The 25717-nt window shown below is 54.2% G+C and carries 25 protein-coding genes and 1 tRNA gene; 10 read left to right on the plus strand and 16 right to left on the minus strand.

The features are described 5' to 3' along the window. Positions 1 to 313 precede the first annotated feature (313 nt). A complete protein-coding gene (gene sulA / locus U869_RS0114035; RefSeq protein WP_025119429.1) occupies positions 314 to 820 on the minus strand; it encodes an SOS-induced cell division inhibitor SulA in 507 nt (168 codons plus the stop codon). Positions 821 to 1051: 231 nt separating this feature from the next. Here sulA and U869_RS0114040 point away from each other — a divergent pair, with 231 nt between their 5' ends. Next, positions 1052 to 1708 (plus strand): TfoX/Sxy family protein, encoded by a 657-nt coding sequence (locus U869_RS0114040; protein WP_025119430.1) that lies wholly within the window; start codon positions 1052 to 1054, stop codon positions 1706 to 1708. A gap of 4 nt (positions 1709 to 1712) precedes the next feature. Here the strand turns inward: U869_RS0114040 and yccS are convergent, their stop codons facing one another. Together yccS and U869_RS0114050 are read right to left on the minus strand one after the other, a co-directional pair. Beyond that, positions 1713 to 3848: a YccS family putative transporter gene (gene yccS, locus U869_RS0114045; RefSeq protein WP_025119431.1), complete on the minus strand. Its 2136-nt coding sequence runs from the start codon at positions 3846 to 3848 to the stop codon at positions 1713 to 1715. A 32-nt stretch (positions 3849 to 3880) separates the two neighbouring features. Further along, positions 3881 to 4327: a YccF domain-containing protein gene (locus U869_RS0114050; protein WP_025119432.1), complete on the minus strand. Its 447-nt coding sequence runs from the start codon at positions 4325 to 4327 to the stop codon at positions 3881 to 3883. A 157-nt stretch (positions 4328 to 4484) separates the two neighbouring features. Here U869_RS0114050 and helD point away from each other — a divergent pair, with 157 nt between their 5' ends. After that, positions 4485 to 6539 (plus strand): DNA helicase IV, encoded by a 2055-nt coding sequence (gene helD / locus U869_RS0114055; RefSeq protein WP_025119433.1) that lies wholly within the window; start codon positions 4485 to 4487, stop codon positions 6537 to 6539. A gap of 34 nt (positions 6540 to 6573) precedes the next feature. On the opposite strand, the gene U869_RS0114060 is transcribed toward helD, so the two are convergent. Then, complete coding sequence (locus U869_RS0114060; RefSeq protein ID WP_025119434.1) at positions 6574 to 7032, minus strand: methylglyoxal synthase; 459 nt, start codon at positions 7030 to 7032, stop codon at positions 6574 to 6576. Between the two features lie 127 nt (positions 7033 to 7159). Further along, positions 7160 to 7819, minus strand: a complete 660-nt coding sequence (locus tag U869_RS0114065; protein ID WP_025119435.1) for a DUF2057 family protein — start codon at positions 7817 to 7819, stop codon at positions 7160 to 7162. 240 nt (positions 7820 to 8059) lie between these two features. Between U869_RS0114065 and U869_RS0114070 the strand changes: the two genes are divergently transcribed. Further along, positions 8060 to 8473, plus strand: coding sequence for a CoA-binding protein (locus U869_RS0114070; RefSeq protein ID WP_025119436.1), 414 nt, complete (start codon positions 8060 to 8062; stop codon positions 8471 to 8473). 52 nt (positions 8474 to 8525) lie between these two features. On the opposite strand, the gene hspQ is transcribed toward U869_RS0114070, so the two are convergent. Both hspQ and rlmI read right to left on the minus strand, forming a co-directional pair. Then, positions 8526 to 8843 (minus strand): heat shock protein HspQ, encoded by a 318-nt coding sequence (hspQ, locus tag U869_RS0114075; protein ID WP_025119437.1) that lies wholly within the window; start codon positions 8841 to 8843, stop codon positions 8526 to 8528. Positions 8844 to 8904: 61 nt separating this feature from the next. Next, positions 8905 to 10095 carry a 23S rRNA (cytosine(1962)-C(5))-methyltransferase RlmI gene (gene rlmI / locus U869_RS0114080; protein WP_025119438.1) on the minus strand — a complete coding sequence of 397 codons (1191 nt, stop codon included), beginning with the start codon at positions 10093 to 10095 and terminating at the stop codon, positions 8905 to 8907. A gap of 92 nt (positions 10096 to 10187) precedes the next feature. Between rlmI and yccX the strand changes: the two genes are divergently transcribed. Beyond that, positions 10188 to 10466 (plus strand): acylphosphatase, encoded by a 279-nt coding sequence (yccX, locus tag U869_RS0114085; RefSeq protein ID WP_025119439.1) that lies wholly within the window; start codon positions 10188 to 10190, stop codon positions 10464 to 10466. A 7-nt stretch (positions 10467 to 10473) separates the two neighbouring features. Here yccX and tusE read toward each other — a convergent pair whose 3' ends face one another. Both tusE and yccA read right to left on the minus strand, forming a co-directional pair. Continuing rightward, complete coding sequence (gene tusE / locus U869_RS0114090; RefSeq protein ID WP_024485653.1) at positions 10474 to 10803, minus strand: sulfurtransferase TusE; 330 nt, start codon at positions 10801 to 10803, stop codon at positions 10474 to 10476. Between the two features lie 110 nt (positions 10804 to 10913). After that, positions 10914 to 11573, minus strand: coding sequence for an FtsH protease modulator YccA (yccA, locus tag U869_RS0114095; RefSeq protein WP_021181987.1), 660 nt, complete (start codon positions 11571 to 11573; stop codon positions 10914 to 10916). A gap of 228 nt (positions 11574 to 11801) precedes the next feature. Between yccA and U869_RS0114100 the strand changes: the two genes are divergently transcribed. Continuing rightward, positions 11802 to 11889 (plus strand) — tRNA-Ser (locus U869_RS0114100). A 140-nt stretch (positions 11890 to 12029) separates the two neighbouring features. Here U869_RS0114100 and U869_RS0114105 read toward each other — a convergent pair. Then, the gene (locus tag U869_RS0114105) at positions 12030 to 13196 is read right to left on the minus strand and encodes an AAA family ATPase (RefSeq protein WP_025119440.1); all 1167 of its coding nucleotides are present in this window, start codon (positions 13194 to 13196) and stop codon (positions 12030 to 12032) included. 287 nt (positions 13197 to 13483) lie between these two features. Here U869_RS0114105 and U869_RS0114110 point away from each other — a divergent pair, with 287 nt between their 5' ends. The 5 genes from U869_RS0114110 to U869_RS0114130 all read left to right on the plus strand — a co-directional run bounded on the left by U869_RS0114110 (position 13484) and on the right by U869_RS0114130 (position 18864). Further along, positions 13484 to 14062: an ATP-dependent Clp protease proteolytic subunit gene (locus U869_RS0114110; RefSeq protein ID WP_025119441.1), complete on the plus strand. Its 579-nt coding sequence runs from the start codon at positions 13484 to 13486 to the stop codon at positions 14060 to 14062. Positions 14063 to 14369: 307 nt separating this feature from the next. Continuing rightward, positions 14370 to 15332, plus strand: coding sequence for an ABC transporter substrate-binding protein (locus tag U869_RS0114115; RefSeq protein WP_025119442.1), 963 nt, complete (start codon positions 14370 to 14372; stop codon positions 15330 to 15332). An 80-nt stretch (positions 15333 to 15412) separates the two neighbouring features. Then, on the plus strand, positions 15413 to 16315 hold the full coding sequence (locus tag U869_RS0114120; RefSeq protein ID WP_025119443.1) for an ABC transporter permease: 903 nt from the start codon (positions 15413 to 15415) through the stop codon (positions 16313 to 16315). Then, the gene (locus U869_RS0114125; protein ID WP_025119444.1) at positions 16312 to 17106 is read left to right on the plus strand and encodes an ABC transporter ATP-binding protein; all 795 of its coding nucleotides are present in this window, start codon (positions 16312 to 16314) and stop codon (positions 17104 to 17106) included. The genes U869_RS0114120 and U869_RS0114125 overlap by 4 nt, the downstream gene beginning before the upstream one ends. Before the next feature lie 159 nt (positions 17107 to 17265). Then, positions 17266 to 18864 carry an ABC transporter substrate-binding protein gene (locus U869_RS0114130; protein WP_025119445.1) on the plus strand — a complete coding sequence of 533 codons (1599 nt, stop codon included), beginning with the start codon at positions 17266 to 17268 and terminating at the stop codon, positions 18862 to 18864. 77 nt (positions 18865 to 18941) lie between these two features. Here the strand turns inward: U869_RS0114130 and U869_RS0114135 are convergent, their stop codons facing one another. The 6 genes from U869_RS0114135 to U869_RS0114165 all read right to left on the minus strand — a co-directional run bounded on the left by U869_RS0114135 (position 18942) and on the right by U869_RS0114165 (position 25716). Further along, positions 18942 to 20141 (minus strand): O-antigen ligase, encoded by a 1200-nt coding sequence (locus tag U869_RS0114135; RefSeq protein WP_051588638.1) that lies wholly within the window; start codon positions 20139 to 20141, stop codon positions 18942 to 18944. A 19-nt stretch (positions 20142 to 20160) separates the two neighbouring features. Beyond that, entirely contained in the window at positions 20161 to 21330 is a 1170-nt protein-coding gene (gene rfaQ, locus U869_RS0114140; RefSeq protein ID WP_029987233.1) for a putative lipopolysaccharide heptosyltransferase III, read from the minus strand. Positions 21331 to 21734: 404 nt separating this feature from the next. Next, positions 21735 to 23879, minus strand: coding sequence for a formate dehydrogenase subunit alpha (fdhF, locus tag U869_RS0114145; protein ID WP_081795919.1), 2145 nt, complete (start codon positions 23877 to 23879; stop codon positions 21735 to 21737). Positions 23880 to 24075: 196 nt separating this feature from the next. Continuing rightward, positions 24076 to 24528, minus strand: a complete 453-nt coding sequence (hycI, locus tag U869_RS0114155; RefSeq protein ID WP_025119449.1) for a hydrogenase maturation peptidase HycI — start codon at positions 24526 to 24528, stop codon at positions 24076 to 24078. Beyond that, positions 24525 to 24941 (minus strand): formate hydrogenlyase maturation HycH family protein, encoded by a 417-nt coding sequence (locus U869_RS0114160; RefSeq protein WP_025119450.1) that lies wholly within the window; start codon positions 24939 to 24941, stop codon positions 24525 to 24527. The genes hycI and U869_RS0114160 overlap by 4 nt, the downstream gene beginning before the upstream one ends. After that, positions 24931 to 25716: an NADH-quinone oxidoreductase subunit B family protein gene (locus U869_RS0114165; RefSeq protein ID WP_025119451.1), complete on the minus strand. Its 786-nt coding sequence runs from the start codon at positions 25714 to 25716 to the stop codon at positions 24931 to 24933. The genes U869_RS0114160 and U869_RS0114165 overlap by 11 nt, the downstream gene beginning before the upstream one ends. Between the last annotated feature and the right edge of the window lies 1 nt (position 25717).

Genomic DNA, 25717 nt, shown 5'->3' on the forward strand with positions numbered 1-25717 from the left:
TTTAAGCCCTTGGTTTAAATTCCTTCGCCAAGGTTTGAGCCCTCGTTTGTTACTCTGCCAGTTTTTCTGGCGTTATAGAGCAACCTTGGCGATGTAAAGTCTACAACGTGGCGCGAAAGTTACAAGTGTGATGTGATAAAGCTCTAAAAAAAAACATGGAATTAGACATATCCTCTAACATATCGCAGCAGTAAATGGCGTATTTTTTAACCTGAGATATGGCGGCGAGCCGCGTCAAACCTAGCTTTCTGCCTGATCCCTCTGGTGTTGTTGACCCAGAGAAGAAAATTGATGGGAAAACTCCTAAATTTACTTAATGATACAAAGAAGAGTGAATTTTTAGGGTGGAACAGTGTCTGCCGGCTGCCACGATGTCACGTTGCGGTCGCATAATGAACCCGTAGGCATTGCCCAATTCGGCCGCTCGGCTTAGCCGTAAACGATCCTCTTGCGTCAATTCTGGTAACCAGCCTAGCACTACACTGTAATTTCCAGTCAATAACGCCTTCTCCATGGCGTCTACGGTAGCCAACGGGCTGATCTGATTAAGCTGCACGACCTTATCGACCGGTAAGCTGGCCTGTTGCAGCCAGGCTTTGCTCAATTTTTGCTGTGGGGTCAACCACAATAACCAGCGTGACTGCCTGCCCAACTGCTGCAGTAGCGGCACCAATAGCTGGACTACGGCGGGTTGCCGCTCATTGTATACCAGCTCACTGATCAGGCCGTTTTCGTTGCCCTCTGGCGCAGAGATCGCCGTTTGGTCCGTTGGCAATGAGGATTGGCTAAACTGAGGTTGATAAAGTGATTGAGTACGCATGTCGTCTCCCGCCCGTAGTGTTACTGTATGTATATACAGTATAGCCATCGAAACAGAAGATCAACCCAAATTTTCGTAACGCTTCGCATAATTGAGATTAATTTTTGTACGTCTTGAATTTATCATTGGCAGGGCTGGGGATAATGCGTATTTTTCATAATTAGTTGTTCCGGTTACGTTTATTCCAACTACAAACTGCCCGCTGGCGGTGGCTTATATAAGGAGATGTCAATGAATGGAGGATCGATAAGGCGGATCGAGCAAGCAAAGGCCTGTTTTGCTGCTCTGGGAAATATTGCCATACGTTCGCAGTTTGGGGGTTACGGTTTGCTGGCAGACGGCACCATGTTCGCCGTCGTTGCCGAAGGTGAACTGTATTTACGCGCAACAGAAAGTCTGGAACCCACATTCCGCGAGCGTGGCATGGTGAATATGACCTATTTAAAACGGGGGGTTCCCATGGTCATGCGCTATTACTGGGTGAATGATGGGTTGTGGCGGCGGCGTCGCGAGCTGTTTGCACTTGCCTGGCAGGCGCTATCTGAAACGCGCAAAGAGCTGATGGTGAAAAAACGCTGCAATGGCAGATTGAAAGATTTACCGAACATCGACGCCACGTTAGAGCGGCAACTGTGGCGAGCGGGTATCTGTAATAGTTATGATTTTCGCCTGCTGGGAGCCAGAGATAGCTATCTTCAACTGCTGCAACAGCAAAAAAATCTGGGCCTGAAAGTGTTGATGTCTCTGGCTGGTGCCATGGCGGGTTACCACCATGCTGCGTTGCCCAACTTACAGAGGGAGGCGTTGATCGAATGGTTCGAAAAAATCGCGCTCCCTCCCTGCTTTGAGGTGCGGCCAGAAGGCCGCGCCTGTAGCCCACATCCTTGAACCATCAGCCTGCTTTGGCAATTTGCGTATTCAGTGCCGTCAGCTCTGGCAGCAATTCGAGCACCAGACCAATTTGCTGCAACACCAGCTGTTCTTTACTTTCCGGCTCCGGAACCAGCGCAGTGATTCGCTCGGAGAGGGCTCCCAGTGCTTGCGTGATACGCTGATGATCGTCAGCTTCGTGATGTAATGCGCCGTCAACATAGCAAACTGCATCGTTGAGCAAGTCCAGCACGGCGGCATTTTCCAGACGCTCACGGTGGGCACCAAGGGCGGAAATGTAGCTCAGCAAAGTATGGTTGAGACACAGCAGGCGGAAGGCCGCTTCCTGAATGATTTTGTCGGCCTTGGGGTCGGCAGACATGTTGGAGATCACCGACGCCAGCTCAGCATCGCTATTATGGGCATCGCGGCGGGCAATACGGTACGGCAGGCCGTTATCCTTGCCCTGATGGTACTGCACCAGAATGGCATCCAGGTAGCGGCAGTCGGCATTCAGCGTCTTACGCACCATGGCCGGTAACTGGCGGAACTTCCAGTCTGGCCAGATAAAGCTCACCGCAGCCCAGGCGATGGCACAACCCAGCAGGGTATCGTAGACGCGCGGTGCAGCCACTTCGAACCCTTCACCCAGCAGGTTAAAGCAGAGCAGGACCAGCAGAGTGATAAACATCGTCGCGTGAGCATATTGCACGGTACGGAAGGCGAAGAACAATACGCCAGAGATCACGATCAGGATGAGCTGCCCTTCCATCGAGGGGACAAAGTACAGGATCGGCAGGCCGACCAGAATGCCCGCCAGAGTGCCGATAATACGTAACGCCAGCCGTCTGCGGGTGGCGTTGTAATTGGGCTGGCAGACAAACAGGCTGGTCAGCAGGATCCAGTAACCGTGTTGCATCCCGGTCAGTTGGATAAACGCATAGCCCACGCACAACACCACTGACATACGGATGGCGTGGCGGAATAGGGCGGATTGCGGCGTCAGGTGGCGGCTGATGCGCAGCCGTATATCGCTCCAGCCGGTGAGCCGGTCATCTGCCAGGCTATTTTCCTCGGTCTGGCCACTTGCCAAGGACTGCTCGGACTCGATATTGGCCAATTGGGCATCAATAGCCCGTAAATTTTTCAGCAGATGGGTGAGCGCTCTGGTCAGTTCGCGATTTTCCGGAGTCACGGCAACATGGGTCAGCGCCTCCTCCAGCCGCGAAAATGCGGGCTCAAAACGTGGGCTATGCAGGTATTTCTGCCGCAGTAGTATCGACTGTGCCAGTTGCTGGCAGGCGCGAGCCTGCTTGGCCAGCAACCGCTGGAAGCGGAACAGAATATCGCTGTGGCGAAACTGTTGGCTTAACGCCTGATACTGGACGTGAGAAGAACTGGCGCGTTCATGGATATCCTGCGCAACAAAATAGTAATGTAGCGTCCTGCGGGTGCCGCGCTGGCCCCGATCGCCTTTCAGGCGGGTCAGCAGTGAAGCCTTGGTCAGGTTAAGCGTGCTGACCAGCGTACTGTTGGCCATCGCCACGTCCACCCAGGGCAGATCGGCGTCCGTTTCAGCATCTGGATCGAACAGGTTGGCCTTGGCATCCAGGTAATTGGCCAACTGTTCATAACAACGGGCCAGGTTCTCCTGCAGGGGTTTGATAGGGAACACTAGGTGGCCGATCAGCGTCAGCAGGTTATACCAGACGGCACCGATAATCAGCAGTGTAGGCTGCTGGTACCAGGCGTCGTACATGGATGTGCCAAGCATAGTGTAAACGGCGATCAGCAAGGCACCGAAAGCGATGGTGGCGTAACGCTGGCCTAAGGCCCCCAGCAGGATAAAGCCGCAGGTTGAGGTGGTCAGCCCAAGAGCAAACAGCCAGGGGTAAGGAAACAGCAGTTCAATAGATGCCGAGGCAACAAAGAAACACACCAGCGTAATGACCAGGTTACGCAATCTTCCCGCTAGCCGGTCATCCAGATCCGTCAGCGCGGCAGCAACAACACCCAGCGTTAATGGAATGGTCAGTTTAGGGACACCCAACCACCACGGCACCGCGGTGGCTCCGGCCAAAGCGATAAAAATACGCTGGTTATAAAGCAGGTTACTGTTATAGGTATAACGCCGAATTTTGGGTGCAAAAGAGAGCACAACAAGCTCCTGAACGGGAGAAAAAATAAATACTAGCGAGAACGGCGCCTGGCGTTCTCGATCCGCGCCTGCTGTGCCACTTCAACGGAAACGACGCGGCGGCCAACCGGCCACAGGGCGATCGCGGCGATCTTGAAATTGGCGATGCCGACTGGAATGCCAATAATGGTGATGCACTGCGCGATACCCGCAAAGATATGTGACAGACACAGCCACCAGCCGAACAGCACCAGCCAGACGATATTCAGCAAAGAGCCGCCGGTAGCCAGCAGGACATTGCTTTTTTCTGGGTATAGTTCATCGACAGAGATCGCTTCGTTGCCAAATGGCAACAAGGAAAGCTTGGTAATTTCCCAGCAGGACCGGGTCAGTGGCAGGGTGAAGATCAGCACGACGCTGAAGAAGGTGGCAATCAGCCAGCCGAGAGTGGTGAAAAAACCACCCAACACAAAATTAAGAACGTTCAATACAGTACGCATAGTCGTCATTCTGCTCTAATGATGGCCAAACGGCACAGGGAAGGTATTCATCAGCATAACGCAAAAACTATTCTACCCTTTTGTTAACGCTAGAGTGCCATTGCTTAACGCGGGTAAACTGGTGACATCGTTTTCATTATGATTATGGCGTGGGCATATGGAACTTAAAGCGACATCGCTGGGCAAACACCTGGCACAGCATCCCTACAACCGCGTACGGTTGTTGCATGCCGGCGTTGAGGTGAGCGGCGAGAAGCATGAATACCTTATTCCTTTCAACCAGTTGATCCAGGTACGTTGTAAACGAGGGATCGTCTGGGGGGAACTCGAGTTCGAATTGCCGGATGAGAAGGTCGTCCGCCTGCACGGCACCGAATGGCAAGAGACGCAGCGCTTCTACCACTATTTGCAACAGTCCTGGCAGCAGTGGAGCAGCGAGATGAGTGAAGTGAGCGCGGAGGTGTTGCAACAGCAGGTCGATCATATCCAGCAAATCGAGCAGCAGGACAAGTGGTTCAAGCGTGGCGAATTGAGCAACTTGCAACAGCAGATCCGCCAGTCGTTTGGCGCGTTGCCAATGCCGGTGGCTCGGCTTGAGGAGTTTGAAAACTGCCGTGAAAGCTATCACTTATGCCTGCAATGGCTCAAATCTGGCCAGCGCAGCGTGGCGCAACGCAATCAACGCTGGTGCGACCGCATGTTGGAAATGCATCAGGACTTCTTCCAGACGGTCGAAACCTCACCGCTGAATGAATCGCAAAGCCGGGCGGTGGTTAATGGTGAAGATGCTGTGCTGGTGCTCGCGGGGGCGGGCAGTGGCAAAACCTCGGTGCTGGTGGCGCGGGCGGGCTGGTTACTGTTGCGCCAAGAGGCGGAACCGGAGCAGATCCTGTTACTGGCATTTGGGCGCAAAGCCGCCGAAGAGATGAATGAACGCATTCAGGAGCGTTTGGGCAGCGTGGCGATCCAGGCAAAAACGTTCCATGCGCTGGCGTTGCAGATTATCCAGCAGGGTAGTCGCAAAGCGCCGACCATCAGCAAGCTGGAAAGCGACAGCAAAGCGCGCCGGGCGTTGCTGATCACTCACTGGCAACAGCAGTGTAGCGAGAAGAAAGCGCAGGCCAAAGGTTGGCGGCAATGGCTGACGGAAGAGCTGGAATGGGAACTGCCCGAGGGCGACTTCTGGCATGACAAACGACTAGCAGAGCGCCTGAGCGGGCGTCTGGAACGCTGGCTCGGCCTGATGCGCACCCACGGCGGCAGCCAGGCAGAAATGATTGAGCAGGCCGATGAAGAGATCCGCGACCTGTTCAGCAAACGCATTCGGCTGATGGCTCCGTTGCTGAAAGCGTGGAAAACTGCGCTGAAGGATGAAGGGGCGGTCGATTTTGCCGGGTTGATCCATCAAGCCGTCAATCTGCTGGAAAAAGGGCGTTTTATCAGCCCGTGGAAGCATATTCTGGTGGATGAATTCCAGGATATCTCACCACAGCGGGCGCAACTGTTGGCGGCACTGCGTAAGCAAAACAAGCAGACCAGCCTGTTTGCCGTCGGTGATGATTGGCAGGCGATTTACCGTTTCAGCGGGGCGGAACTGTCGCTGACCACCGCTTTTGCCGAGAATTTTGGCGCAGGCGATCAGTGTGCCTTGGATACTACCTACCGCTTTAACGATCGAATCGGTGAAGTGGCTAACGGGTTTATACAGCAGAACCCACACCAGTTGAAAAAGCCGCTCAACAGCCTGACCAAGGGCAACAAGAAATCGGTGGTGATCCTGCCGCAGGAGCAGTTGGAAGCATTACTGGACAAGCTGAGTGGTTATGCAAAGCCGCAAGAACGTATCCTGGTGTTGGCGCGTTACCATCACCTCAAGCCGGAGGTGCTGCAGAAGGCGGCGACGCGTTGGCCGAAGCTGAATATCGAGTTTATGACGATCCATGCCAGCAAAGGTCAACAGGCAGACTACGTGATTATTGCCGGGCTATATGAGGGCAAGGATGGATTCCCGGCGGTAGTGCGTGAATCCGTATTGGAAGAGGTGCTGTTGCCTCAGCCGGAAGATTTCCCTGATGCGGAAGAGCGGCGCTTGCTCTACGTTGCCCTCACGCGGGCCAGGCATCAGGTTTGGTTATTGCAGGATCGCGAACGCCCATCGATATTTATCGAGCAGTTGCAGGATATTGGCGTGCCGTCGCAGAGAAAGCCGTAAACCACAGGCCTGGCACTACGCCAGGCCTTGGGCATTACTTCAGACGTTCGGCGAGATACTTTTCGTAATCAGGGATGGTGATCACCACTTCACTCTTGAACAGCGAGGAGTCGATCAGGAAATCGGCGGTGGAGCGGTTGGTCGCCACCGGGATGTTCCAGACCGTTGCCAGGCGCAGCAAGGCTTTGACATCGGGATCGTGGGGTACGGCGTTGAGCGGATCCCAGAAGAAAATCAGCATATCAATCTTGCCTTCGGATATCAGTGCACCCACTTGCTGATCGCCGCCCATCGGGCCACTCAGCATGCTTTGTACCGGAATACCGCTGGCGCGTTGGATCAAATTGCCGGTGGTACCGGTGGCATAGAGCTGATGTTGGGCAAGGACTTGTTTATTGTCTTCAACCCATTTCAGCAACGCTTGCTTGCGGTGGTCGTGGGCAACGAGCGCAATATGTTTGCGCGCTGCGATTGTACGTGTGGTTTGTTCCATGTCGCTATCCTTGGAAAATCGAATGATTCGCCACAGATTACTGAAACTGAATTTCACTGCCTAGTGCTAACGCAGGGAAATGCGAACAAAACACGCCTTTACGGGATAAAGGCGTGATTGGCAGCATTTATGGGTGGTGCTGAAGGTTGGCCCAGGCGACAAAACGTTTTTGCGTATCTGCATCGGCACGCAGGAACCAGTATTGCAGCATCTCCTCGGCAACGTTGTCACCGATCAGGGGAGTAACCGCAGGGTTGCCCGGTGTCGCGGCGATCACACTGGCGCGCAGATGGGCTAACGCTGGAACGGAAGCCTGGCGATTTTGCGCATTATAGTCGGCGACGATCTTTTCCAGGTCATTATCATTGGCCGCGGTTTTTAGCGGTAAAACATCATGCCTGGTCGCCAACGGCTTGCCGTGGTTACCCAGAATGCGATAGCTCGGCGTTTTATCAAAGCGCTGGGCATCTTGTTCACTCTCAATACGCGGTAACTCAATAGTGACGGCGCTGACGTTTTGGCTGTTGAACACCACAATCTGTGCGGGTGAAGTGTAGAGCACCTGAGAGCGTGGTTCTTTACGTACGGACTTGGTGACTTTGAACAACAACTGATGCTGCCCGTCATTCAATTCCAGGCTATCGGCCCCTTTTAACAACGAGCCCGTCATTTGCTTACCGTCGACCACCATCAGCTCGATGTCCGGGGAAAGCTTCAGGGTCGTAGCTGCGGCCGAAACGCTCAGCGATATTCCAAGCAGCCCCGCAACCACCAGACCAAATTTCATGTTACTTCCTTTTCGTGGAACAGGATGACTAGTGTTGGATACGCCACTAGTTATGTCAAATCTTTTCAGAATGCCGTTTAATTTACATTTATACACATTTAGACGGCATTTGAAATGTCAGTGTGGCTAAAACCCACTGGCGAAAAGTATAGCCGCTGGCTGACAACAAATTTTAACCGATATTGGCGTTTCAGTTACACTGGTGAAAGGGCATTTCCGGCAAAATATCAGGAGCGAAGAATGCAAGACCAAGCAATGGCAGAAGTATTGAAACAGGTCAAAACCATCGCGCTGGTGGGCGCCAGTGAAAAAGCGAACCGGCCAAGCTATGGCGTGATGGCTTATCTATTGGCGCAGGGCTATCAGGTGACTCCGGTCAGCCCGAAGCTGGCTGGGCAGACACTGCTTGGGCAGGTGGTTTATGCCAAACTGGCGGATATTCCTCATGCTGTCGATATGGTGGATGTATTCCGTAACGCCGAGGCGGCTTACGAGGTGGCGCAGGAGGCCATTGCGATAGGTGCCAAGGTGCTATGGCTACAAATCGGGGTGATCAACGAACCGGCGGAGGCATTAGCCAAACAGGCAGGGTTAACGGTAGTGATGGATCGCTGTCCGAAGATTGAGATCCCGCGCCTGGGGTTGGAACGCTGAAAAAGAAAACGCCGAGGATCATCCCCGGCGTTGGTTTCTCAGTCTTTGGCGTTTAGTTACGCAAGCGGGGGGCCTGTAACTGGCGGCGAATAGATTCCGCCAGCTCATCCAGCGAAGGTTGCTCAGGATGTGCATCCTGTGCTTCACCTGCTAATTGGGCCTCGGCCAGATAGGTGTGAACCGGCTGGCCTTCATCGTCTTCCATCACCACGTGATACCAAGGGGCGAGACGCAACTCGTCGTTGGCGGCGATTTCATCTGCCTTTGGATGTTCCAGAGAGTATTCAGGATCGATATCAATCACCACTCCCAAATACCCCAGCAGCCGGTGACGAACCTGCTGACCGATACCGAATTTGCTGGCTATCATATGACCTCCTGAGAAACAGTGCATTGAACTCTATATGAGGACAAAAACAGCGCATTTCAAGTTACATCACCCGACACGCAAACCCTTTCAGATACAAGCCTTCAGGATAAGTCGCAATCACCGGGTGATCCGCAGCCTGGCGGAACTGCTCTACAAATTGTACATCACGCCCGGCATCTACAGCGGCATCGGCCAAAATTTTCTGGAACAAATCGGTTGGCATCAGGCCCGAGCAGGAGAAGCTGAGCAGAATGCCGCCTGGATTCAGCAACTGGAAGGCTAACATGTTGATGTCTTTATATCCGCGACAGGCGCTGGCCAACTGATTTTTGTTTTCGACAAACTTCGGTGGGTCCATGATGATCAGGTCGAATTTCTCACCCTGCGTGCGATAGGCGCGCAGCAGCTGGAACACGTCATCACGCACAAACTCGGCCTTGCTCAAATCCAACTGGTTGAGTTCGACGTTTTGCTTGGCGATGTCCAGCGCGGCCTGAGAAGTATCTACGCTAATCACTTGTTCACAGCCGCCCATCAACGCAGACACGGCAAAAGCGCCGGTGTACGAGAAGCAGTTGAGCACACGACGGCCTGCGGAATAGTTGCGCGCCGCCAGGCGGCTGTCACGCTGGTCGAGATAAAAACCGGTCTTGTGGCCTTGTTGAATGTCCACCAGCAGTTTCATACCATGCTCGGTGATCGGCAGCAGTGCCGGGGGCAGATCGCCCAGTACCGGGCCTTGGGTGAGCGGCAAGCCTTCTTTCTTACGTACCGCAACGTCTGAACGATCGTAGATCGCGCAGTCTGGGTAGCAGTGCTGGAGAGCAGAAAGCAGCGGGGCGCGCTGATATTCGGCACCGGCGGACAATAACTGCAAAACCAGGAAGTTCTGGAAACGATCGATGGTGATCCCCGGCATACCGTCGGATTCACCGGCTATCAGACGATACCCGTCCAATCCGTCACGCTTGGCGACCCAATCGCGCCAGCTTTGTGCCTGCTGCAAACGACTGACAAAGAACGCGATATCGATCTCTTCGTCTTGCTTGAAGGTCCAGACGCGTGCGCGGATTTGTGATTCTGGTGAGTAGGCCCCGCGTGCCAGCCATTTACCTTGGCTGTCATGGATATCGATGGTTTCGCCCGACTGGGCTTTACCTTCAACGCGGAGAACAGCGCCAGAGAAAATCCACGGATGGCGACGGAGTAAGGACTTTTCACGTCCTTTGGCAAGGATCAAGCGTGCGGTCATAATTAAGTATGCTGCCAGATAGAGAAAAAGAGTGACACACTCTGGGCATCAGCGCAGAGAATGCCTGTAATGAAATCGATTAGGAGCCGATTATGACACAAGTTTGTATTGCCGCGTATGTCTATGGTGTGGTGCAGGGCGTGGGATTTCGCTATAGCACCCAACATCAGGCCACCGCTTTGGGGCTGACCGGTTTTGCACGTAATCTGGATGACGGCAGCGTGGAAGTGCTGGCCTGCGGGGATCAACAGGCGGTTGATCAACTAATGGCGTGGCTGAAAAACGGCGGCCCACGCAGCGCCCGCGTTGATCGCGTGCTGGTGGAACCGCGTGGCGTCGCCGAGTATAAGGGCTTCAGTATTCGCTACTAAACCGCAGCTAGATACACTTCACCGGCTTTGGCAACCCGGCGATCTTGGTTGCCTGTTTGGCCGGGCCTTTAGGGAACAGACGATACAGGTAACGGCTGCTGCCTTTCTCTTCGCCATACTTTTGCGCCATTGCCTTTACCAGCATGCGAATGGCTGGCGAGGTATTAAATTCCTGATAGAAGCTACGCACAAAGCGAACAACTTCCCAGTGCGCTTCGCTCAGTTCAATCTCTTCCTGTGCCGCTAACAGGGGGGCAAGCCCTTCGTGCCAGTCGGCGCTGTTTTTCAGGTAGCCCTGGGCGTCAGTTTCAATCGTCTGACCTTCAAACTCCAACATACAGCCTCGGTGATCGGTGATTCATTGCGGGCCACAGTCTAGCAAACTTTTGCGCTGGCAAAAATAAAGCCCCGCATTGCGGGGCTCAGGTCAATACCAAACGCGATGTATCAGTTGCTGCGGGCGAAGCCCAGAATGCTCAGCAGGCTGATAAACATGTTGTACAGCGAGACATACAGGCTGACGGTAGCACGGATATAGTTGGTCTCACCGCCATGAATGATGTTGCTGGTTTCCCACAGCATGGCACCGGCAGAGAACAGAATAAACAGTGCGCTAATGGCCAGGTGCAGCGCAGGGATCTGCAGGAACAGGTTAGCGATAACCGCCACCAGCAGCACCACGAAGCCCGCCATCATCATGCCAGACAGGAACGACATGTCTTTACGGGTAGTCAGCACATAAGCCGAACAGCAGAAGAACACCACTGCGGTACCGCCCAACGCCAGCATGATCAGGTCACCCGCGCCAGCATTCAGGAACGAGCTCAGGATCGGGCCAAGGGCATAACCCATAAAACCGGTGAAGGCGAAGGCCGCCAGAATACCGGCAGGGCTATTAGCCAACTTATGGGTCAGGAACATCAAGCCATAAAAACCGACCAGCATTAACAGCAGCCCAGGCGCCGGTAAGCCCAGCATGGTGCTGGCGGTTGCGGTCAGCGCTGAAAAGGCCAGCGTTAACGACAGCAGGAAATAGGTGTTACGCAAGACTTTATGCGTGCTTAGCAACGAGTCGCGCGAGGAGGATGAGACGACAATGCGGTCCATATGATCTCTCTTATCAGGTCATCACAAAATTGATCACGATCATAATCTAATGCAAGCCATTGATTAAAGATTGTTTACCATTCTTTACCCTACGTGATTATTGGGATATTGGTGAAGCTGGATTGCCGATTTCTTCAGCGGTCAGCGCGCAGATGCCGTTTTTTCGTTCGGTTGAACGGTTTCAGGCTTTACAACCGGATCGGCTGTGTTTATAGTTCGCTGCATTACGGAGGGGTGGCCGAGTGGCTGAAGGCAACGGTCTTGAAAACCGTCGACGGGAAACCGTTCCAGAGTTCGAATCTCTGCTCCTCCGCCATATTAAGAATGACCCCAAGCTCACAAGGCTTGGGGTTTTTCGTTTTGTGGCTGCCTGAAACGGTTTGCACGACACTCCACGGTACCGTTACTCCACCAACTGATGATTGCAGACACATCGTTTTCCCTCCCTACGACCCCTTATCCTTCGCTTGGCCAGTGCCATGCGGGGCTATCCAATAGACCTTGTCCCTTAATCCTGGTTTGTCCCAACTCTTTTTGCAGCTCTAGGGATTGACACTCTGGATGATCTACAAGCGCGTTAACCAGCCGGTTAGCATGCGAGATAACCCAAATTTGCGAATGTTGTGATGCCTGTAAAATTAACCTTGCCAAGGCAGGCAACAGATCGGGATGCAGGCTGGTTTCTGGCTCATTGAGTACCATGAGTTCGGGAGGACGTGGTGTCAGTAGCGCGGCGACCCAGAGAATGAACCGTAGCGTACCGTCGGACAACTCAGCACCGGATAAGGGGCGGAGCAAACCTTTCTGGTGAAACGCCAGCGAAAAGCGGCCGTCGTTATGGGCGATGACTTCCAACTGGCAGCCGGGAAAGGCGTCGTCAATGGCGGCAGCGAGCGCGTGAGGATCGCCTATTTCGATAATGGTTTGTATCGCGGCGGCAAGATCCCGCCCGTCATGGTGAAGTATGGGCGATCGTGTACCCAGTTGGATTTGGCGGGCAGGGGCTTCCCTATCGGTGCGGAAATGATCGTAGAAACGCCAGTTGCGGATCATTTCGCGAACATGGAACACCTCCGGGGCCGAGATGGGGTCGGCCAACTGGTCAAACATACTGCCATAAACGGGGACATGCTGAGAGGCAACCTGCCATTGCCTACCTGACCGTACTTTAATGGCATTGCCTTTACGTTCAACGAGAGAGGAGGCAGGGCGATAATAGGCACCATTAAAAATGGCTTCGCATTTGATCTCGGGGTCACGAGAAAATGCAGAATGGGAAGGCGTAGGTAGCCCCAAGGTAATGGCGTAGCCAAAACTTTCGCTGGCGAACCCCAGCTTGAGCCGTAAGGTGTGATTGCGTTGTTGCCCTTCTATGGGTGTATCGCCGCGGCGCATGCCCGAAGTGATGCTTTCCGGGCCCGCCCAGTACGTTGACCCCAGTCCACCTTCCTCTGCCAATGAGTTGATGACACCGCCTTTTGCCGTTTCTGCCAACAAACGCAAGGCTTTGTATAGATTCGATTTCCCGCTGCCATTTTCACCCGTGATAACATTCAGACGGCCCAATGGAATGGTGAGGTCACGAATAGAGCGATAGTTGGCAATCGAAAGGGAAGTCAGCATGGTGTTTTTTCTCCGGCGGGTAAAACGCAAGTTCCTGGGTTACAGGGCCTGCATCGGGTGTGCTGCACGATCGGTATGATAGCCCGGCAGACAGACGGGATATTACCAGTTGTCCAATCCAACCTAAAAACGGTTTTCTGACCTATAGTTTGAGCGAGCACTGGCAAGCAGTATTGAACCTGTTGGTCAGGCGTTGCTCTGTTAGGGAATGGAATAATCAGCAACTTGAGTTAACCACGGCCCGAGCCTACTGGCGGGGAAGATTGATACAATAGTCGAGGTTTAAGATGGAAGAAAAAACGGAAATAACGACTCCTCAGCGTGATGGCTTCCTGGATGAGAGAACCTTCAAATCGCGCACTATCCTGCTGTTTGGGCAAATCAACGATACGTTGGCCTACAACGTCGTCAAACAACTTGTCGCGCTGTCCGACGAGTCTTCCGCGCCGATCAATTTCCTGATTTGTTCACCGGGCGGCCATGTGGAGTCGGGCGACGTGATCCACGATGTCATCCGCTTTATTAGCGCCCCGGTCAATATGATTGGTAGCGGCTGGGTAGGCAGTGCTGCGGTTAATGTGTTCTTATCCGTGCCAAAGGAACGTCGCTTCTGCCTGACCAATACGCGTTTTCTGATCCATCAACCGAGTGGCGGCATTGGCGGCCAGGCCACCGATGTGGCGTTGCAGGCAAAAGAAATTATTCGTATCCGGGAGAGGATTGCTAAGTTGATCGCCAAGGAAACCGGGCAGAAGCTGGAAAAAGTCCTGAACGATATCGATCGCGATTTTTGGATGCCGGTGGCTGAGGCGATCGACTATGGTCTGGTATCAAAAGTCATTGTCAGCGAGAAAGAAATAGCCTAATCACCGTGTAATCACCCGCCAAACCGCCCGCAGGCTGTTTTACCGCACATTTTCATACATCGACCTCCAACCCCGTTGCTTCGCAGCGGGGGTATGGCTCAAGGCTGCGCATCGAACAATGAGAGGTAAAAGGTGACGGTTTGTGACCCGAATCACTGGCCAGTGTAAGCGCTGACAGCGTTTTCTTTCGATTCTGCATGTTAATCATATGATAACAGAACGTTAATGCATAGATGGCGGTAAAACACTGTGCTAGGATGACTGACCAGTATCTCTGGCACCGCCTCCAACCTGAAAGGATATAGCTATGTATTTGAATAATAAAAATATTGTTGTAGCCCTTGCCGCCGCCTTATTTGCAGTTAGCAGTTACGCAGCAACGCCGAAATCGGTGGCGATCCTCTCTATTGTTGACCACCCGGCACTGGATGCCACCCGTGATGGGGTGATTGATGAGCTAAAGGCTGCGGGTTATGACCAGGATAAGGTCAAGATCCAATTCCAAAGCGCCCAGGGAAATACGGCCACCGCCGGGCAGATTGCGCGTAAATTTATCGGTGATAAACCTGATGCGATAGTGGCGATTTCAACGCCTGCTGCCCAGTCAGTGGTGGCGGCAACCAAGACCATCCCGGTGGTGTTTACTACCGTTACCGATCCGGTGGCGGCCAAACTGGTTAGCAGTTGGCAGCCGAGTGGGACCAACGTTACCGGCGTCTCAGACAGCGTTGCCATCGGCCCGCAGGTTGATCTGATCTTGCAGGTTAAGCCCGATGCCAAACGCGTGGGCATGGTCTTCAGCCCAGGGGAAATCAACTCGACGGTGGTGGTCAAGGAACTGAAAGAGGAATTGACCAAACGCGGGATGACACTGGTTGAAGCTCCTGCTGCACGTACCATCGACGTGGCCCCGGCCGCCAAAAGTCTGGTGGGTAAAGTCGATGTGATCTACACCAATACCGATAACAACGTGATCTCTACCTACGAGTCACTGGTCGGCATTGCCAATCAGGCTAAAATCCCGTTGATCGCTGGTGACAACAGCGTTGCCAAACGCGGTGCGGCAGCGGCATTGGGGATGAGCTATTACGATCTGGGCCGCCAGACCGGGAAGATTGTCGTCCGTCTGTTGGATGGTGAAAAGCCTGGTACTATCGCACCTGAAGTCGGCAGCAAGCTCAGCCTGAGCGTGAACCCTGCCGCTGCCCAGAAACAGGGCGTGACTCTGCCAGCGGAACTGGTGCAATCGGCACAGGAAGTCATTAAGTAACGATCTGCGTCGAATGATGGTTTACACCGGGTGTGAATGGCCTGCCGTATGTGGCAGGCCAGAATGTTTATGAGGTCCGCATGTCGTTAATTTCCCTGATGGGAGCTTTGGAGATTGGCCTGATCTTTGCGCTGGTAGCGCTGGGCGTGTTGATCTCTTTTCGCTTGCTCAATTTCCCCGATCTGACGGCCGATGGCAGTTTCCCTTTAGGGGGCGCGGTTGCTGCCGTCATGATTGTCAGCGGTTATAACCCCTGGCTCGCCTGTTTGCTGGCGGCTATCGCCGGTGCTGGTGCGGGCTGTTTAACGGCCTGGCTGCACGTGCGGCTCGGTATTTTGCAGCTGTTAGCCAGTATCTTGGTGATGATAGCCCTGTATTCCATCAACTTGCGGATTATGGGCGCACCCAACCTGGCTCTGATTGGCTTACCCAGCGTTTTCACACCTTTCATCAGTCAGGTTGAGGACAATGCCTGGCTGATCCAACCGCTATTACTGCTGGTGGTGGTCGTTGTCGTCAAACTGGCGCTCGACGCATTTCTGACGTCCGAAGTGGGACTTGCGCTGCGGGCAACCGGAGCGAATCCGCGCATGGCACGTGCTCAAGGGATTGCGACCAGTCGGCTGACGGTGATCGGCATGGCCGTGTCCAACGCGCTGATTGCATTGGCGGGGGCGCTGTATGTGCAGACGCAGGGGGGGGCGGATATCTCGATGGGGATCGGCACCATCGTCGTTGGGCTGGCGGCGGTAATCATCGGTGAAACGCTGTTGCCTGCCCGTAGTCTGTACCTGATCACCTTGGCGACCCTGCTAGGGGCATTACTGTATCGCCTGATGATTGCTCTGGCCCTGAACGCCGACTTCATTGGCCTGCAAGCGCAGGACCTGAATCTGATCACCGCGCTGCTGGTCACGCTGGCGCTGATCCTGCCGAAGTTGAAACAAAAACTGAAAAACAGGCGAAGGAGGCAGCCATCATGATGCGCGCCGAGCAACTGTTTAAAACCTTCAACCCCGGTACTCCGCTGGAGAATCCGGTATTACGTGGCTTATCGCTCGATATCGAGGCCGGGCAGTTTGTGACGGTTATCGGCAGCAATGGGGCAGGGAAGTCTACGCTGCTCAATGCGGTCAGCGGTGATATTACGCCCGATCGCGGCCGGCTGTTTATCGGCGATCAGGACGTAACCCTGATGCCCGCCTGGCGCCGTGCCGGTATGGTCGCACGAGTTTTTCAGGATCCGCTGGCAGGCACCTGTGAGGGGCTAAGCATTGAAGAGAATCTGGCCTTGGCGCTCCAGCGTGGTCAATCCCGGGGATTTCAGCGCGCCGTCAAGAGCAAACAGCGGCAGCTGTTCCGCGACAAGTTGGCTACGTTGGAACTGGGGCTGGAGAATCGCTTAGGGGATCACATGGGGCTGCTTTCTGGCGGGCAGCGTCAGGCGGTCAGCCTGCTGATGGCCTCGCTGCAACCTTCTCGTTTGTTGTTACTGGATGAACATACCGCCGCGCTCGATCCTAAAACGGCGGCCTTTGTCTTGGCGCTGACCGACCGTATTGTCGCCGAGCAGCAATTGACCGTGCTGATGGTCACGCACTCTATGCGTCAAGCTCTGGATCACGGTCATCGAACCGTGATGCTGCACCAGGGCCGGGTGGTGCTGGATGTGGTGGGTGAGCAGCGGGCGAATATGCAGGTCACCGATCTGCTGGCGATGTTTGAAAAAACACGCGGCGAAAAGCTGGATGATGATGGGTTGCTGCTGAGCTGAGACGCACAACATGGGGGCTCCGTCATTGCCCCCACCATTGCTGAATAAAACCGCAAAAACAACGGTTTTGGCATAACCTGAGAGCAATTGGTTATTTGCCTGGCTTCTCCGTCCGTGCTGAGATCGCTGCCTGATAAAAAGTCAAACAAGGCTACTTTCATGTCTACAGGGAAAACGCTGCTCGCGCTGGTGCTGAGCACATTATTACCGGCAGGCGCTGCTATGGCGGCGGCCAACGACACACTGATTTACTGCTCCGAGGCGTCACCGGAGTCGTTCAACCCACAGATTGCAAGCTCTGGCCCAACGTTCGTGGCCAGTTCGCAGGTGCTGTACAACCGGTTAATCAACTTCGATCCGGTAAAAAACACGCCAACGCCTTCACTGGCAACCGAATGGAAAATCTCCCCGGACGGTAAAACCTACACCTTTACCCTGCGCCAAGGCGTGAAATTCAACAGCAATAAAAACTTCAAGCCGACCCGCGATTTTAATGCGGATGATGTGGTGTTCTCGGTGTTACGCCAGAAAGACGCCAATCATCCCTATCACAAGGTTTCGCAGGGTAATTACGAATATTTTCACGACGTAGGTCTGGATACGCTGATCAAGGAAGTGAAAAAGCTGGATGATTACCACGTTCAGTTTGTGCTGAGCGAACCGAACGCCGCGTTTCTGGCCGACTGGGGGATGGACTTTGCATCGATTCTCTCTGCCGAATATGCCGATGCAATGCTGAAAAAAGGCACGCCAGAATACGTAGACACCTGGCCAATCGGCACCGGCCCTTACGTTTTACAGCAATATAAGGTTGATTCACTGATCCGCTATGTGGCCAACCCCAATTACTGGGATGGCGAGGTGCCAACCAAACATCTGATCTTCTCCATTACGCCGAACGTGCAGACGCGTCTGGCGAAGCTGCAGACCAACGAGTGCCAGATTATCCCGGCTCCGGCGCCGGTACAGTTTGATGAAATCAACAAAAATAAAGATCTGACCTTGCATAAGGTCGATGCATTGAACGTCGGCTATCTGGCGTTTAACACCGAGAAAAAACCGCTGGATAACGTGCTGGTTCGCCAGGCGCTAAACTATGCCACCGACAAAAAGGCCATTGTGAACGCGGTATTTTTAGGTTCTGCCACGATAGCCAAATCGCCGTTGCCGCCAAATATGCTGGGTTTTGATAAAGATTTGCAGGATTACGGCTACGATCCGCAAAAGGCCAAGGCGCTGTTGAAACAGGCCGGGTTGGAAAAAGGTTTTGAGATAACGCTGTGGTCGATGCCGGTTCAGCGCCCGTATAACCCGAACTCCAAGCGTATTGCAGAAATGCTGCAAAGCGACTGGGAAAAGGTTGGCGTGAAGGCGAAAATCGTCTCTTACGAGTGGGGTGAATATCTCGCCGGGATGCGTAAGGGCGAGCATGACACCGCGCTGTTTGGCTGGATGTCCGATAATGGCGATCCGGATAACTTTGCCGAAGTGCTGCTGGGTTGTAACAGCATCAAAACCGGCTCGAATGCCGCACGCTGGTGCGATAAAACCTATGATGGGCTGGTGCAACAGGCCAGACTGACCAGCGTTCCTGCAGAACGAGCAAAACTCTACGGCCAGGCGCAGGAGATCTTCTACCAGCAGGCACCGTGGATTGCGCTAGCGAACGGCAAAACCTTCTATGCCACGCGCAGCAACGTCAGTGGTTATAGCGTCAGCCTGATGGGCAGTGATTTTTCCAAAGCCAAACTGAATTAACTTAAGAGCAATATACCTGACGACAAGTGCAGGGGCGCTGCATGCAGCGCCCCTGCAACTCAACGAAACGGCGTAAGTTATATTGGCCGCTGGGTAACGCGGTAACCTGCCAGTAGGGCCGCCAGCACGATAAACAGATGCCCCTCGGCGGAGTCCAGCAAGAACGAGTTGAACAGGTGGCAAGCCATGTAGCTGCCGATCACGGCAAGCAGCAGATTGCGGCAAGCCACTGGCTGACGCCAGGCCACTCGGCAGCAGCACCACATCCATCCCAGAAAAAGCGCCAGCCCCAGTAAACCGTTTTGTACCGTTTCCAGCAGATACTCATTATGCGGGTTATGCACACCGTAACCGGTCTGGGCATTACCGTACCAGAAGCTTCCGGCTCCATTGCCCAACAGCGGAGCCTGTTTTATCAAGCGTAGTGACTCGCGGGCAAAGGCAGTGCGCTGTCCCATCGAGTTATCGCAAGCCTGATAAGCCGAATCTGCTGGGGCCAACACGCAGTGGCGAACCTCGGCAAGGCCCAGAGTCAGGCGTTCGGTCGCTCTATTCGGTATAAAGACCAACATAATGGCCAGCAGCAAGCCACCGGCAAGCACGCTAACCTGCTGCCAGCGCGGCAACGTCAACAACAACCAAAGCCCCACGCCGACCAATAGCGCCACATAACCGGTACGCCCCTGTACCATCAACAGTACGTTCGCCGTTGCCAGTAGAGCCAACGCTACATAGCACCAACGCCGCCTGCCTGATTGCACATAAGCACGGGCTAGCCATAGCAGCGCAGCAAATGCCATAAACACGTTCTGGGTTATTTGTAGCTTGAAAACCGTTGGATTCAGCGGATTAAGACCACCCAACGTCACATTCCCGATACCCGACGTCACGCTGATTGCCAATATCAGCGCGTTGGCAAGCAGAAAACCGCTGATAAAGCGGGTAATAAGTCGAGAGTCCGCGAGAAAGAACAGAGCCAGGGGTAATACATACAACAGTTTTTGATATTTACCGACCATCTTCGGGCCGTATTCGTGGTGCTCAGTCAGCAACGAGATAGCTAGCAGTACAAACATCAACGCAGGCAACCACACCAACGGTTGCTTGAGCAAAGGCGCCACCTGACGAAAGTCACGTTGCCACAGCAGACATATCGCCGCCAACACCAGCGAGGCATTCATCAGTGCATTTGACGTCGGAAGGGACGCGCCCAGCAAAAACGCCGTGAAGCCAAACAGCCGCAAGCGGGCAGAGGTAGACAGGTTGGTTGATGACATGGGATGGCTCATAGCAGGGTTAATTACATACGGTGTCAGCCACCGCGTGAGAGGCCGAGATTTGCAGGCGATTAAGCTGACGGTTGATTGCCCGGATAACATCACCGCTGGGAATGGCGTCCAGATAACGTTCCGGGGTGGCGGTATCCACCGCGTCGGTTTTTGGTAATGGGCGGTAGTCGCCCGCCCATAACAGGGTGTGCGGAGCTTGCCAGGGTGACCACTGTTGCAGATTACTGGGCCCAAACAGTACGACGGAAGGCGTTTGCAAGGCGGCTGCCATATGCATTGGCACTGAATCCACGCCGATAAACAACTTTGTCCGATCGATCAGTACGGCCAGTTCCGGCAGTTCCAACCGCCCGGCCAAATTGACCACCCGTTGCGGCAGGGAGCAGCGGGCCATGATGTCGGCTATCATGGCGGCTTCGTCGGCAGAGCGCCCGCCGGTGAGCACCACGGTTTCTCCGTTGGCGGTAAGGTAGTCGATAACCTGAGTGAACCCCGCCGTCGACCAGGTCTTGAACGCCCAGCGCGCAGTCGGTTGGATCAGTACGAAGTCTGTCAGGTGATGGCGCAGGCTGAGGCGATCAATCTCATCGATATCACACTGGCGATAAGCCTGAGTCACTTTGGTGATCAAGGTCGGTAAGGCCAACGGGGCCAAAATATCGAGATTATTGAGTACGGTGTGCTGCTGGTCATGTCCATCCACCGGCACCAGCAACGAATGGCAGGTCCGCCATAGCCGGTTATTACGTTTGGGGTAAGCAAATCCCAGGCTAAAAGTTGGTTTGAGGAAGCGGCAATACAGCGCCGCCCGCCACTGATCGGACAGATTGATGACCAGATCGTAGTGGCCGGTGCTCAGGCTGTTCCACAGAGCTTGTTCACCGCGATACTGTGCCTTGTAGCCCTGGCGTTTTAGGCTGCGATCGACGGTATAGGCCAGATAGACATCCCGATTACCCGCTAGCATAGCCTCGGTGCCGTTATACACCAGTACATCAATCAGGGCGGTGGGGTAATTGGCGTGCAGCGTACTGAGCAGCGGGGTGGTTAACAGCACATCACCAAAGTGGCGCAACTTGATAACCAGAATGCGCTGCACCCGCTCGCGGTGCAGTAGTTTGTTAGGCAAACGGCGGTCGGGTAGCCCGACCTTGCCAGCATTCGTCGCGAACGTCATATTTTAATGATGCATCCCAGCGGTCGATAATCTGCCGTGCGGCGGTTTTCATCTGTCATCTTCACCTTTCCTACCCTTTGAAAACGCGTGATCTCGGCGCTGGTGGCCGATGTGCTAGAACACGGGTTCAGAACGCAGAAATTTCCACGACACCCAAGGCGATCTTATAGGTGCAGGCAGGACAAAGATAATTGGTTGTGCAGATCAATAAGATCAGACCGATCGTTGAAAACGATCAATCCGTTACAAAGTAAAGGGACATTAAGTGGGCTTGTTCGCCACGGGGAAAATCATTTTTAAGAATTTTAGTATAGGCGTTGTTGCTGGAAGTGGGGGGATAGAAAGCGGGTGGTGAAGGGGGCTGAGAAAAGCCGAACCTCATCCTTGAGGTTCGGCCTTACTGATTAACCCGCAGCGGCCTCGCGCAGGCGCTGTTTGATCTTGCTGTACTCCTGCTGGACATAATGCTCTGCCTGCTGTTGATCCTTAATCGGTTCAAGTTGCACGGCACAGTATTTATATTCCGGCGTTTTGGTAATCGGGCTGAGGTTTTCCGCCACCAGCTCGTTACAGGCGCCGATCCACCATTGGTAGGTCATGTAGATCGCACCCCGGTTAGGGCGTTCGCTGACGTTGGCGCGGGTAATTACCTTGCCCTGACGGGAGCGTACCCAGACCAATGCCTGATCTTCAATCCCCAACCGTGCGGCATCTGCCGAGTTGACCTGCACATAACCCGGTTCATCGGCCAGCGCGACCAACGCCTTACAGTTGCCGGTCATTGAACGGCAGGAGTAATGGCCTACTTCACGCACCGTCGATAGTACAAACGGGTACTCATCGCTGAGCTGATCGATCGGTGGTGCCCATTCACAGGTAAAGAACTCCGCTTTACCTCCGGGCCGAGAGAACTCACCTCCCTCATACAGATAGGAGGTCCCCGGGTGATCCAACGTTGGGCATGGCCATTGAATGTAGGCCAGATCTGCCATCTTCTCGTAGGTTGCGCCGTAGTAGATCGGGCACAGTTCGCGCAGTTCGTCCCAGATTTCCTGCGTATTGTTGTAGTGCATTGGGTAGCCCATGGCCGTCGACATCAGGCTGATAATCTGCCAGTCCGTCTTCACATCGCCCACCGGTTCCACCGCTTTATAGAAGCGTTGGAAGCCACGGTCTGCTGCGGTATACACCCCTTCGTGCTCGCCCCATGAGGTGGCCGGGAAAATCACGTCGGCAATCGCGGCGGTTTTGGTCATGAAGATATCCTGCACGATCAGCAGATCCAATTTCTCAAAGGTTCTGCGGATGGTCGCCAGGTCTGGTTCCGTCTGTAGCGGATCCTCCCCCATGATGTAGTGCGCTTTGAGTTTGCCATGGTCAATATTGTGCGGCACCTCGCTCAAGGCATAGCCGATCTCCGCCGGCATGGCGTCGATCCCCCAGGCGCTGGCAAACCTCTCCCGCGCTTCGGCATCCGTTACCTGGAAATAGCCGGGCAGGGTGTTAGGCAACGCGCCCATATCACAGGCACCCTGAACGTTATTTTGCCCTCGCACCGGGTTAACCCCAACGTTGGGTTTACCCAGGTTACCGGTCAGCATCGCCAGGCTGGTCAGTGCACGCACGGTTTCCACCCCTTGATAGAACTGGGTGACACCCATCCCCCACAGGATGGTGGCCGTTGGCGCAGTGGCATACATCCGTGCCGTTTCACGGATTTGTTGGGCGGTGAGGCCCGTAGTCTTTTCAACCGATTCCGGTGGGTAGCTCGCCACGATGGCGCGATACTCCTCGAACTGCTCGGTATGATGTTCAACAAACGGCTGATCGTACAGGTTCTCCTCAATGATCACATGGGCGAGAGCATTGATCAGCGCGATGTTGGAACCGTTTTTCAACGGCAAATGGATATCTGCAATACGCGCCGTTTCGATATAGCGGGGATCGCAAACAATAACCTTGGCTCCTTTCTCCTTCGCCTTGAGAATGCGGCGGGCGACAATAGGATGCGAGTCTGCGGCGTTATAACCGAAGACAAAAATACACTGGGTATCCTCAATCTCGCAGATTGAGTTACTCATGGCGCCGTTACCGACCGATCGCTGCAGACCTGCAACCGAGGGGCCGTGTCAGACGCGTGCGCAACAGTCGATATTGTTGGTACCGACGGTGGCGCGAGCAAATTTTTGCATCACATAGTTGGCTTCGTTACCTGGCCCGCGTGAGGAGCCGGTTGTCATAATCGCATTCGGACCGTATTGCTCTTTAACGGCCAGCAGGCGAGAACTGGCGAATTCGATGGCCTCTTCCCAGGACACCGATTCCAGCTTGCCGCCACGCACCCGGCGGATCATCGGCGTTTTCAGCCGTGGGGTCAGGATCTTGGTATCGTGAACGAAATCCCAGCCGTAATACCCTTTCAGGCACAGGTCGCCCTGATTGGTCACGCCATTCGCGCCTTCGGCCTTAACGATCCTGCCGTTGTCGACTATCAGGTTGATTTTGCAACCTGAAGCGCAATAAGGGCAGACCGTGATGACAGTTTTCATCTCCAGCACTCCTTGTTAAATCTTTTCGACATTGCTCACCTCGCCACCAGACTCCGATGACGAAAAATGGGTCTCACTCATTTGAAGCATAAAATGTGCCACGCTGACTTGATGTGGATTAATGGCACGTGCGTATTGCGATATTTTCCCCCTCACCCCAACCCTCTCCCTTTGGGAGAGGGTTGGGGTGAGGGGCTTACAACAGCTCAAAACCTTCCCCCGAGTCCCATTTTGATAATCGTTGATAAATCACGTGCACGGCCTGTGTCACTTTCTCCGTCATCGGGAAATAAAACATCACCACGTCCGGCTGAACGCCGAGAAAAATCACCTCATCAATATCTTCGCGTAACTGGTCGATCAGGAAATTGAGCGGCATATTGTGGGTGCTCATAAAGAACATCTCGGCAATATCGTCAGGATTGACGATACGGATCTCACCGGGTGCCAATTCCATATCGGTGGCATCGACAATCACCAGTCGCTGCGGCTCAAGCGCACGGATCTGATGCGTCACGTTTTCCGGGGCCGAGCCTCCGTTGACGATGGTCCAACCCTCGATAGGGGTCTCGGTCATTAGCTCCGCCAATAGTGGCCCGGCACCATCGTCGCCCATCATGCTGTTGCCTACGGTGAGTACGACATTCATGAGTGAGTCACCTTTTTTACGATCAGATAGATGGCAGGCTCCCGCTCAATTTCGGCGAGCAAACTGAGCAATTTGGCACTCCACTCGCTAAAGGGGGCCGGTTGGCTCTCAATTAACGGGGCCAGGGCATTGGCCAGCAGGTTGGTGTGGGTGGAGTCGATGGTGATTTCGCCGAAGGTCAGCAGGCCACGCATTTTGCGCTGGGCCTCTCCCTCGGGGAACTGCTCAATCCAGCTTTGATATTGCGCTAATGGGCAGCTCAACTCGGTATTCAGGCAATCAATCACCCCAACGTGATGGCCAATTGCCAGCGAGTAATACATCACCTGCTGCGCCTGGGCGGGCATGTCGTCATCACTATCAAGAAATTTCTGGCGTAGCGACCAGAAGACCGCCTTGGCTTCATTTGGCATGGGTAGACTCCCGCTGTAAGCAGTCTGCCAGACAGCTGACAATCTCGCGCAGACGGGGATCATTGTCCTGCTTAAGCCACTCCTCCATGCGCAGCAAGACCGAATCCGCGCTGGCTCCAACTAGCAGAGATAAAAAGCGATCGCTGATGGCTCGCCCTTGGTGATATCCCGCTAAGCGGCGCGCTTCTCGTTCAATCACTATGCGCGTAGATAAAGGAATGTTGGGTAACGTTAAGGCGGCGTGTTCACCAGCTTGCTCAAGGTGATTCTCTCCCTTCAGCTTTTGTTCCAGCAGGCCCAGCGCTACGGCAAAGCCATAGATGGTGGCGGCAGGTGTCGGCGGGCAACCGGGTATCCACACGTCAATCGGCACGATAGATTCACTGCCGCCCCAGACGCAGTACAGATCGTGGAAAATCCCGCCGCCACAGCCGCAGGCACCATAGGAGATACAGATTTTCGGATCGGGAGCCGATTCGTAAGCTCTGAGCGCGGGGACGCGCATGGCACGGGTAACCGCACCGGTAAACAACAAGATATCGGCATGGCGCGGTGAAGGTACCACCTTGATACCAAAACGCTCGGCATCAAACACCGGCGTGATGGCGGAGAAAATCTCGATCTCACAGCCATTGCAACCGCCGCAGTCCACGCGATACACGTAGGCCGAACGTTTGATATCCTTCAGCAGCTTGCTCTTGAGCTTGGCGGTCTGTTCATCAATGGCGATCGGCGTCGTGCGGTGATGATTGATATTGATATCAGGCATCGTCATG

It is taken from the genome of Serratia sp. H1w (assembly GCF_000633355.1).
Taxonomy (GTDB): domain Bacteria; phylum Pseudomonadota; class Gammaproteobacteria; order Enterobacterales; family Enterobacteriaceae; genus Chania.

Coding starts and splice junctions, on each gene's coding strand:
- U869_RS0114110 (WP_025119441.1), top strand. CDS start 13,484: ATGGAAGAAAAAACGGAAATAACGACTCCTCAGCGTGATGGCTTCCTG.
- U869_RS0114115 (WP_025119442.1), top strand. CDS start 14,370: ATGTATTTGAATAATAAAAATATTGTTGTAGCCCTTGCCGCCGCCTTA.
- U869_RS0114060 (WP_025119434.1), bottom strand. CDS start 7,032: ATGGAACAAACCACACGTACAATCGCAGCGCGCAAACATATTGCGCTC.
- U869_RS0114160 (WP_025119450.1), bottom strand. CDS start 24,941: ATGCCAAATGAAGCCAAGGCGGTCTTCTGGTCGCTACGCCAGAAATTT.
- U869_RS0114130 (WP_025119445.1), top strand. CDS start 17,266: ATGTCTACAGGGAAAACGCTGCTCGCGCTGGTGCTGAGCACATTATTA.
- rlmI (WP_025119438.1), bottom strand. CDS start 10,095: ATGACCGCACGCTTGATCCTTGCCAAAGGACGTGAAAAGTCCTTACTC.
- hspQ (WP_025119437.1), bottom strand. CDS start 8,843: ATGATAGCCAGCAAATTCGGTATCGGTCAGCAGGTTCGTCACCGGCTG.
- U869_RS0114105 (WP_025119440.1), bottom strand. CDS start 13,196: ATGCTGACTTCCCTTTCGATTGCCAACTATCGCTCTATTCGTGACCTC.
- U869_RS0114125 (WP_025119444.1), top strand. CDS start 16,312: ATGATGCGCGCCGAGCAACTGTTTAAAACCTTCAACCCCGGTACTCCG.
- rfaQ (WP_029987233.1), bottom strand. CDS start 21,330: ATGACGTTCGCGACGAATGCTGGCAAGGTCGGGCTACCCGACCGCCGT.
- tusE (WP_024485653.1), bottom strand. CDS start 10,803: ATGTTGGAGTTTGAAGGTCAGACGATTGAAACTGACGCCCAGGGCTAC.
- yccA (WP_021181987.1), bottom strand. CDS start 11,573: ATGGACCGCATTGTCGTCTCATCCTCCTCGCGCGACTCGTTGCTAAGC.
- helD (WP_025119433.1), top strand. CDS start 4,485: ATGGAACTTAAAGCGACATCGCTGGGCAAACACCTGGCACAGCATCCC.
- U869_RS0114050 (WP_025119432.1), bottom strand. CDS start 4,327: ATGCGTACTGTATTGAACGTTCTTAATTTTGTGTTGGGTGGTTTTTTC.
- sulA (WP_025119429.1), bottom strand. CDS start 820: ATGCGTACTCAATCACTTTATCAACCTCAGTTTAGCCAATCCTCATTG.
- U869_RS0114135 (WP_051588638.1), bottom strand. CDS start 20,141: ATGTCATCAACCAACCTGTCTACCTCTGCCCGCTTGCGGCTGTTTGGC.
- yccX (WP_025119439.1), top strand. CDS start 10,188: ATGACACAAGTTTGTATTGCCGCGTATGTCTATGGTGTGGTGCAGGGC.
- U869_RS0114040 (WP_025119430.1), top strand. CDS start 1,052: ATGAATGGAGGATCGATAAGGCGGATCGAGCAAGCAAAGGCCTGTTTT.
- U869_RS0114165 (WP_025119451.1), bottom strand. CDS start 25,716: ATGACGATGCCTGATATCAATATCAATCATCACCGCACGACGCCGATC.
- hycI (WP_025119449.1), bottom strand. CDS start 24,528: ATGAATGTCGTACTCACCGTAGGCAACAGCATGATGGGCGACGATGGT.
- U869_RS0114065 (WP_025119435.1), bottom strand. CDS start 7,819: ATGAAATTTGGTCTGGTGGTTGCGGGGCTGCTTGGAATATCGCTGAGC.
- U869_RS0114120 (WP_025119443.1), top strand. CDS start 15,413: ATGTCGTTAATTTCCCTGATGGGAGCTTTGGAGATTGGCCTGATCTTT.
- U869_RS0114070 (WP_025119436.1), top strand. CDS start 8,060: ATGCAAGACCAAGCAATGGCAGAAGTATTGAAACAGGTCAAAACCATC.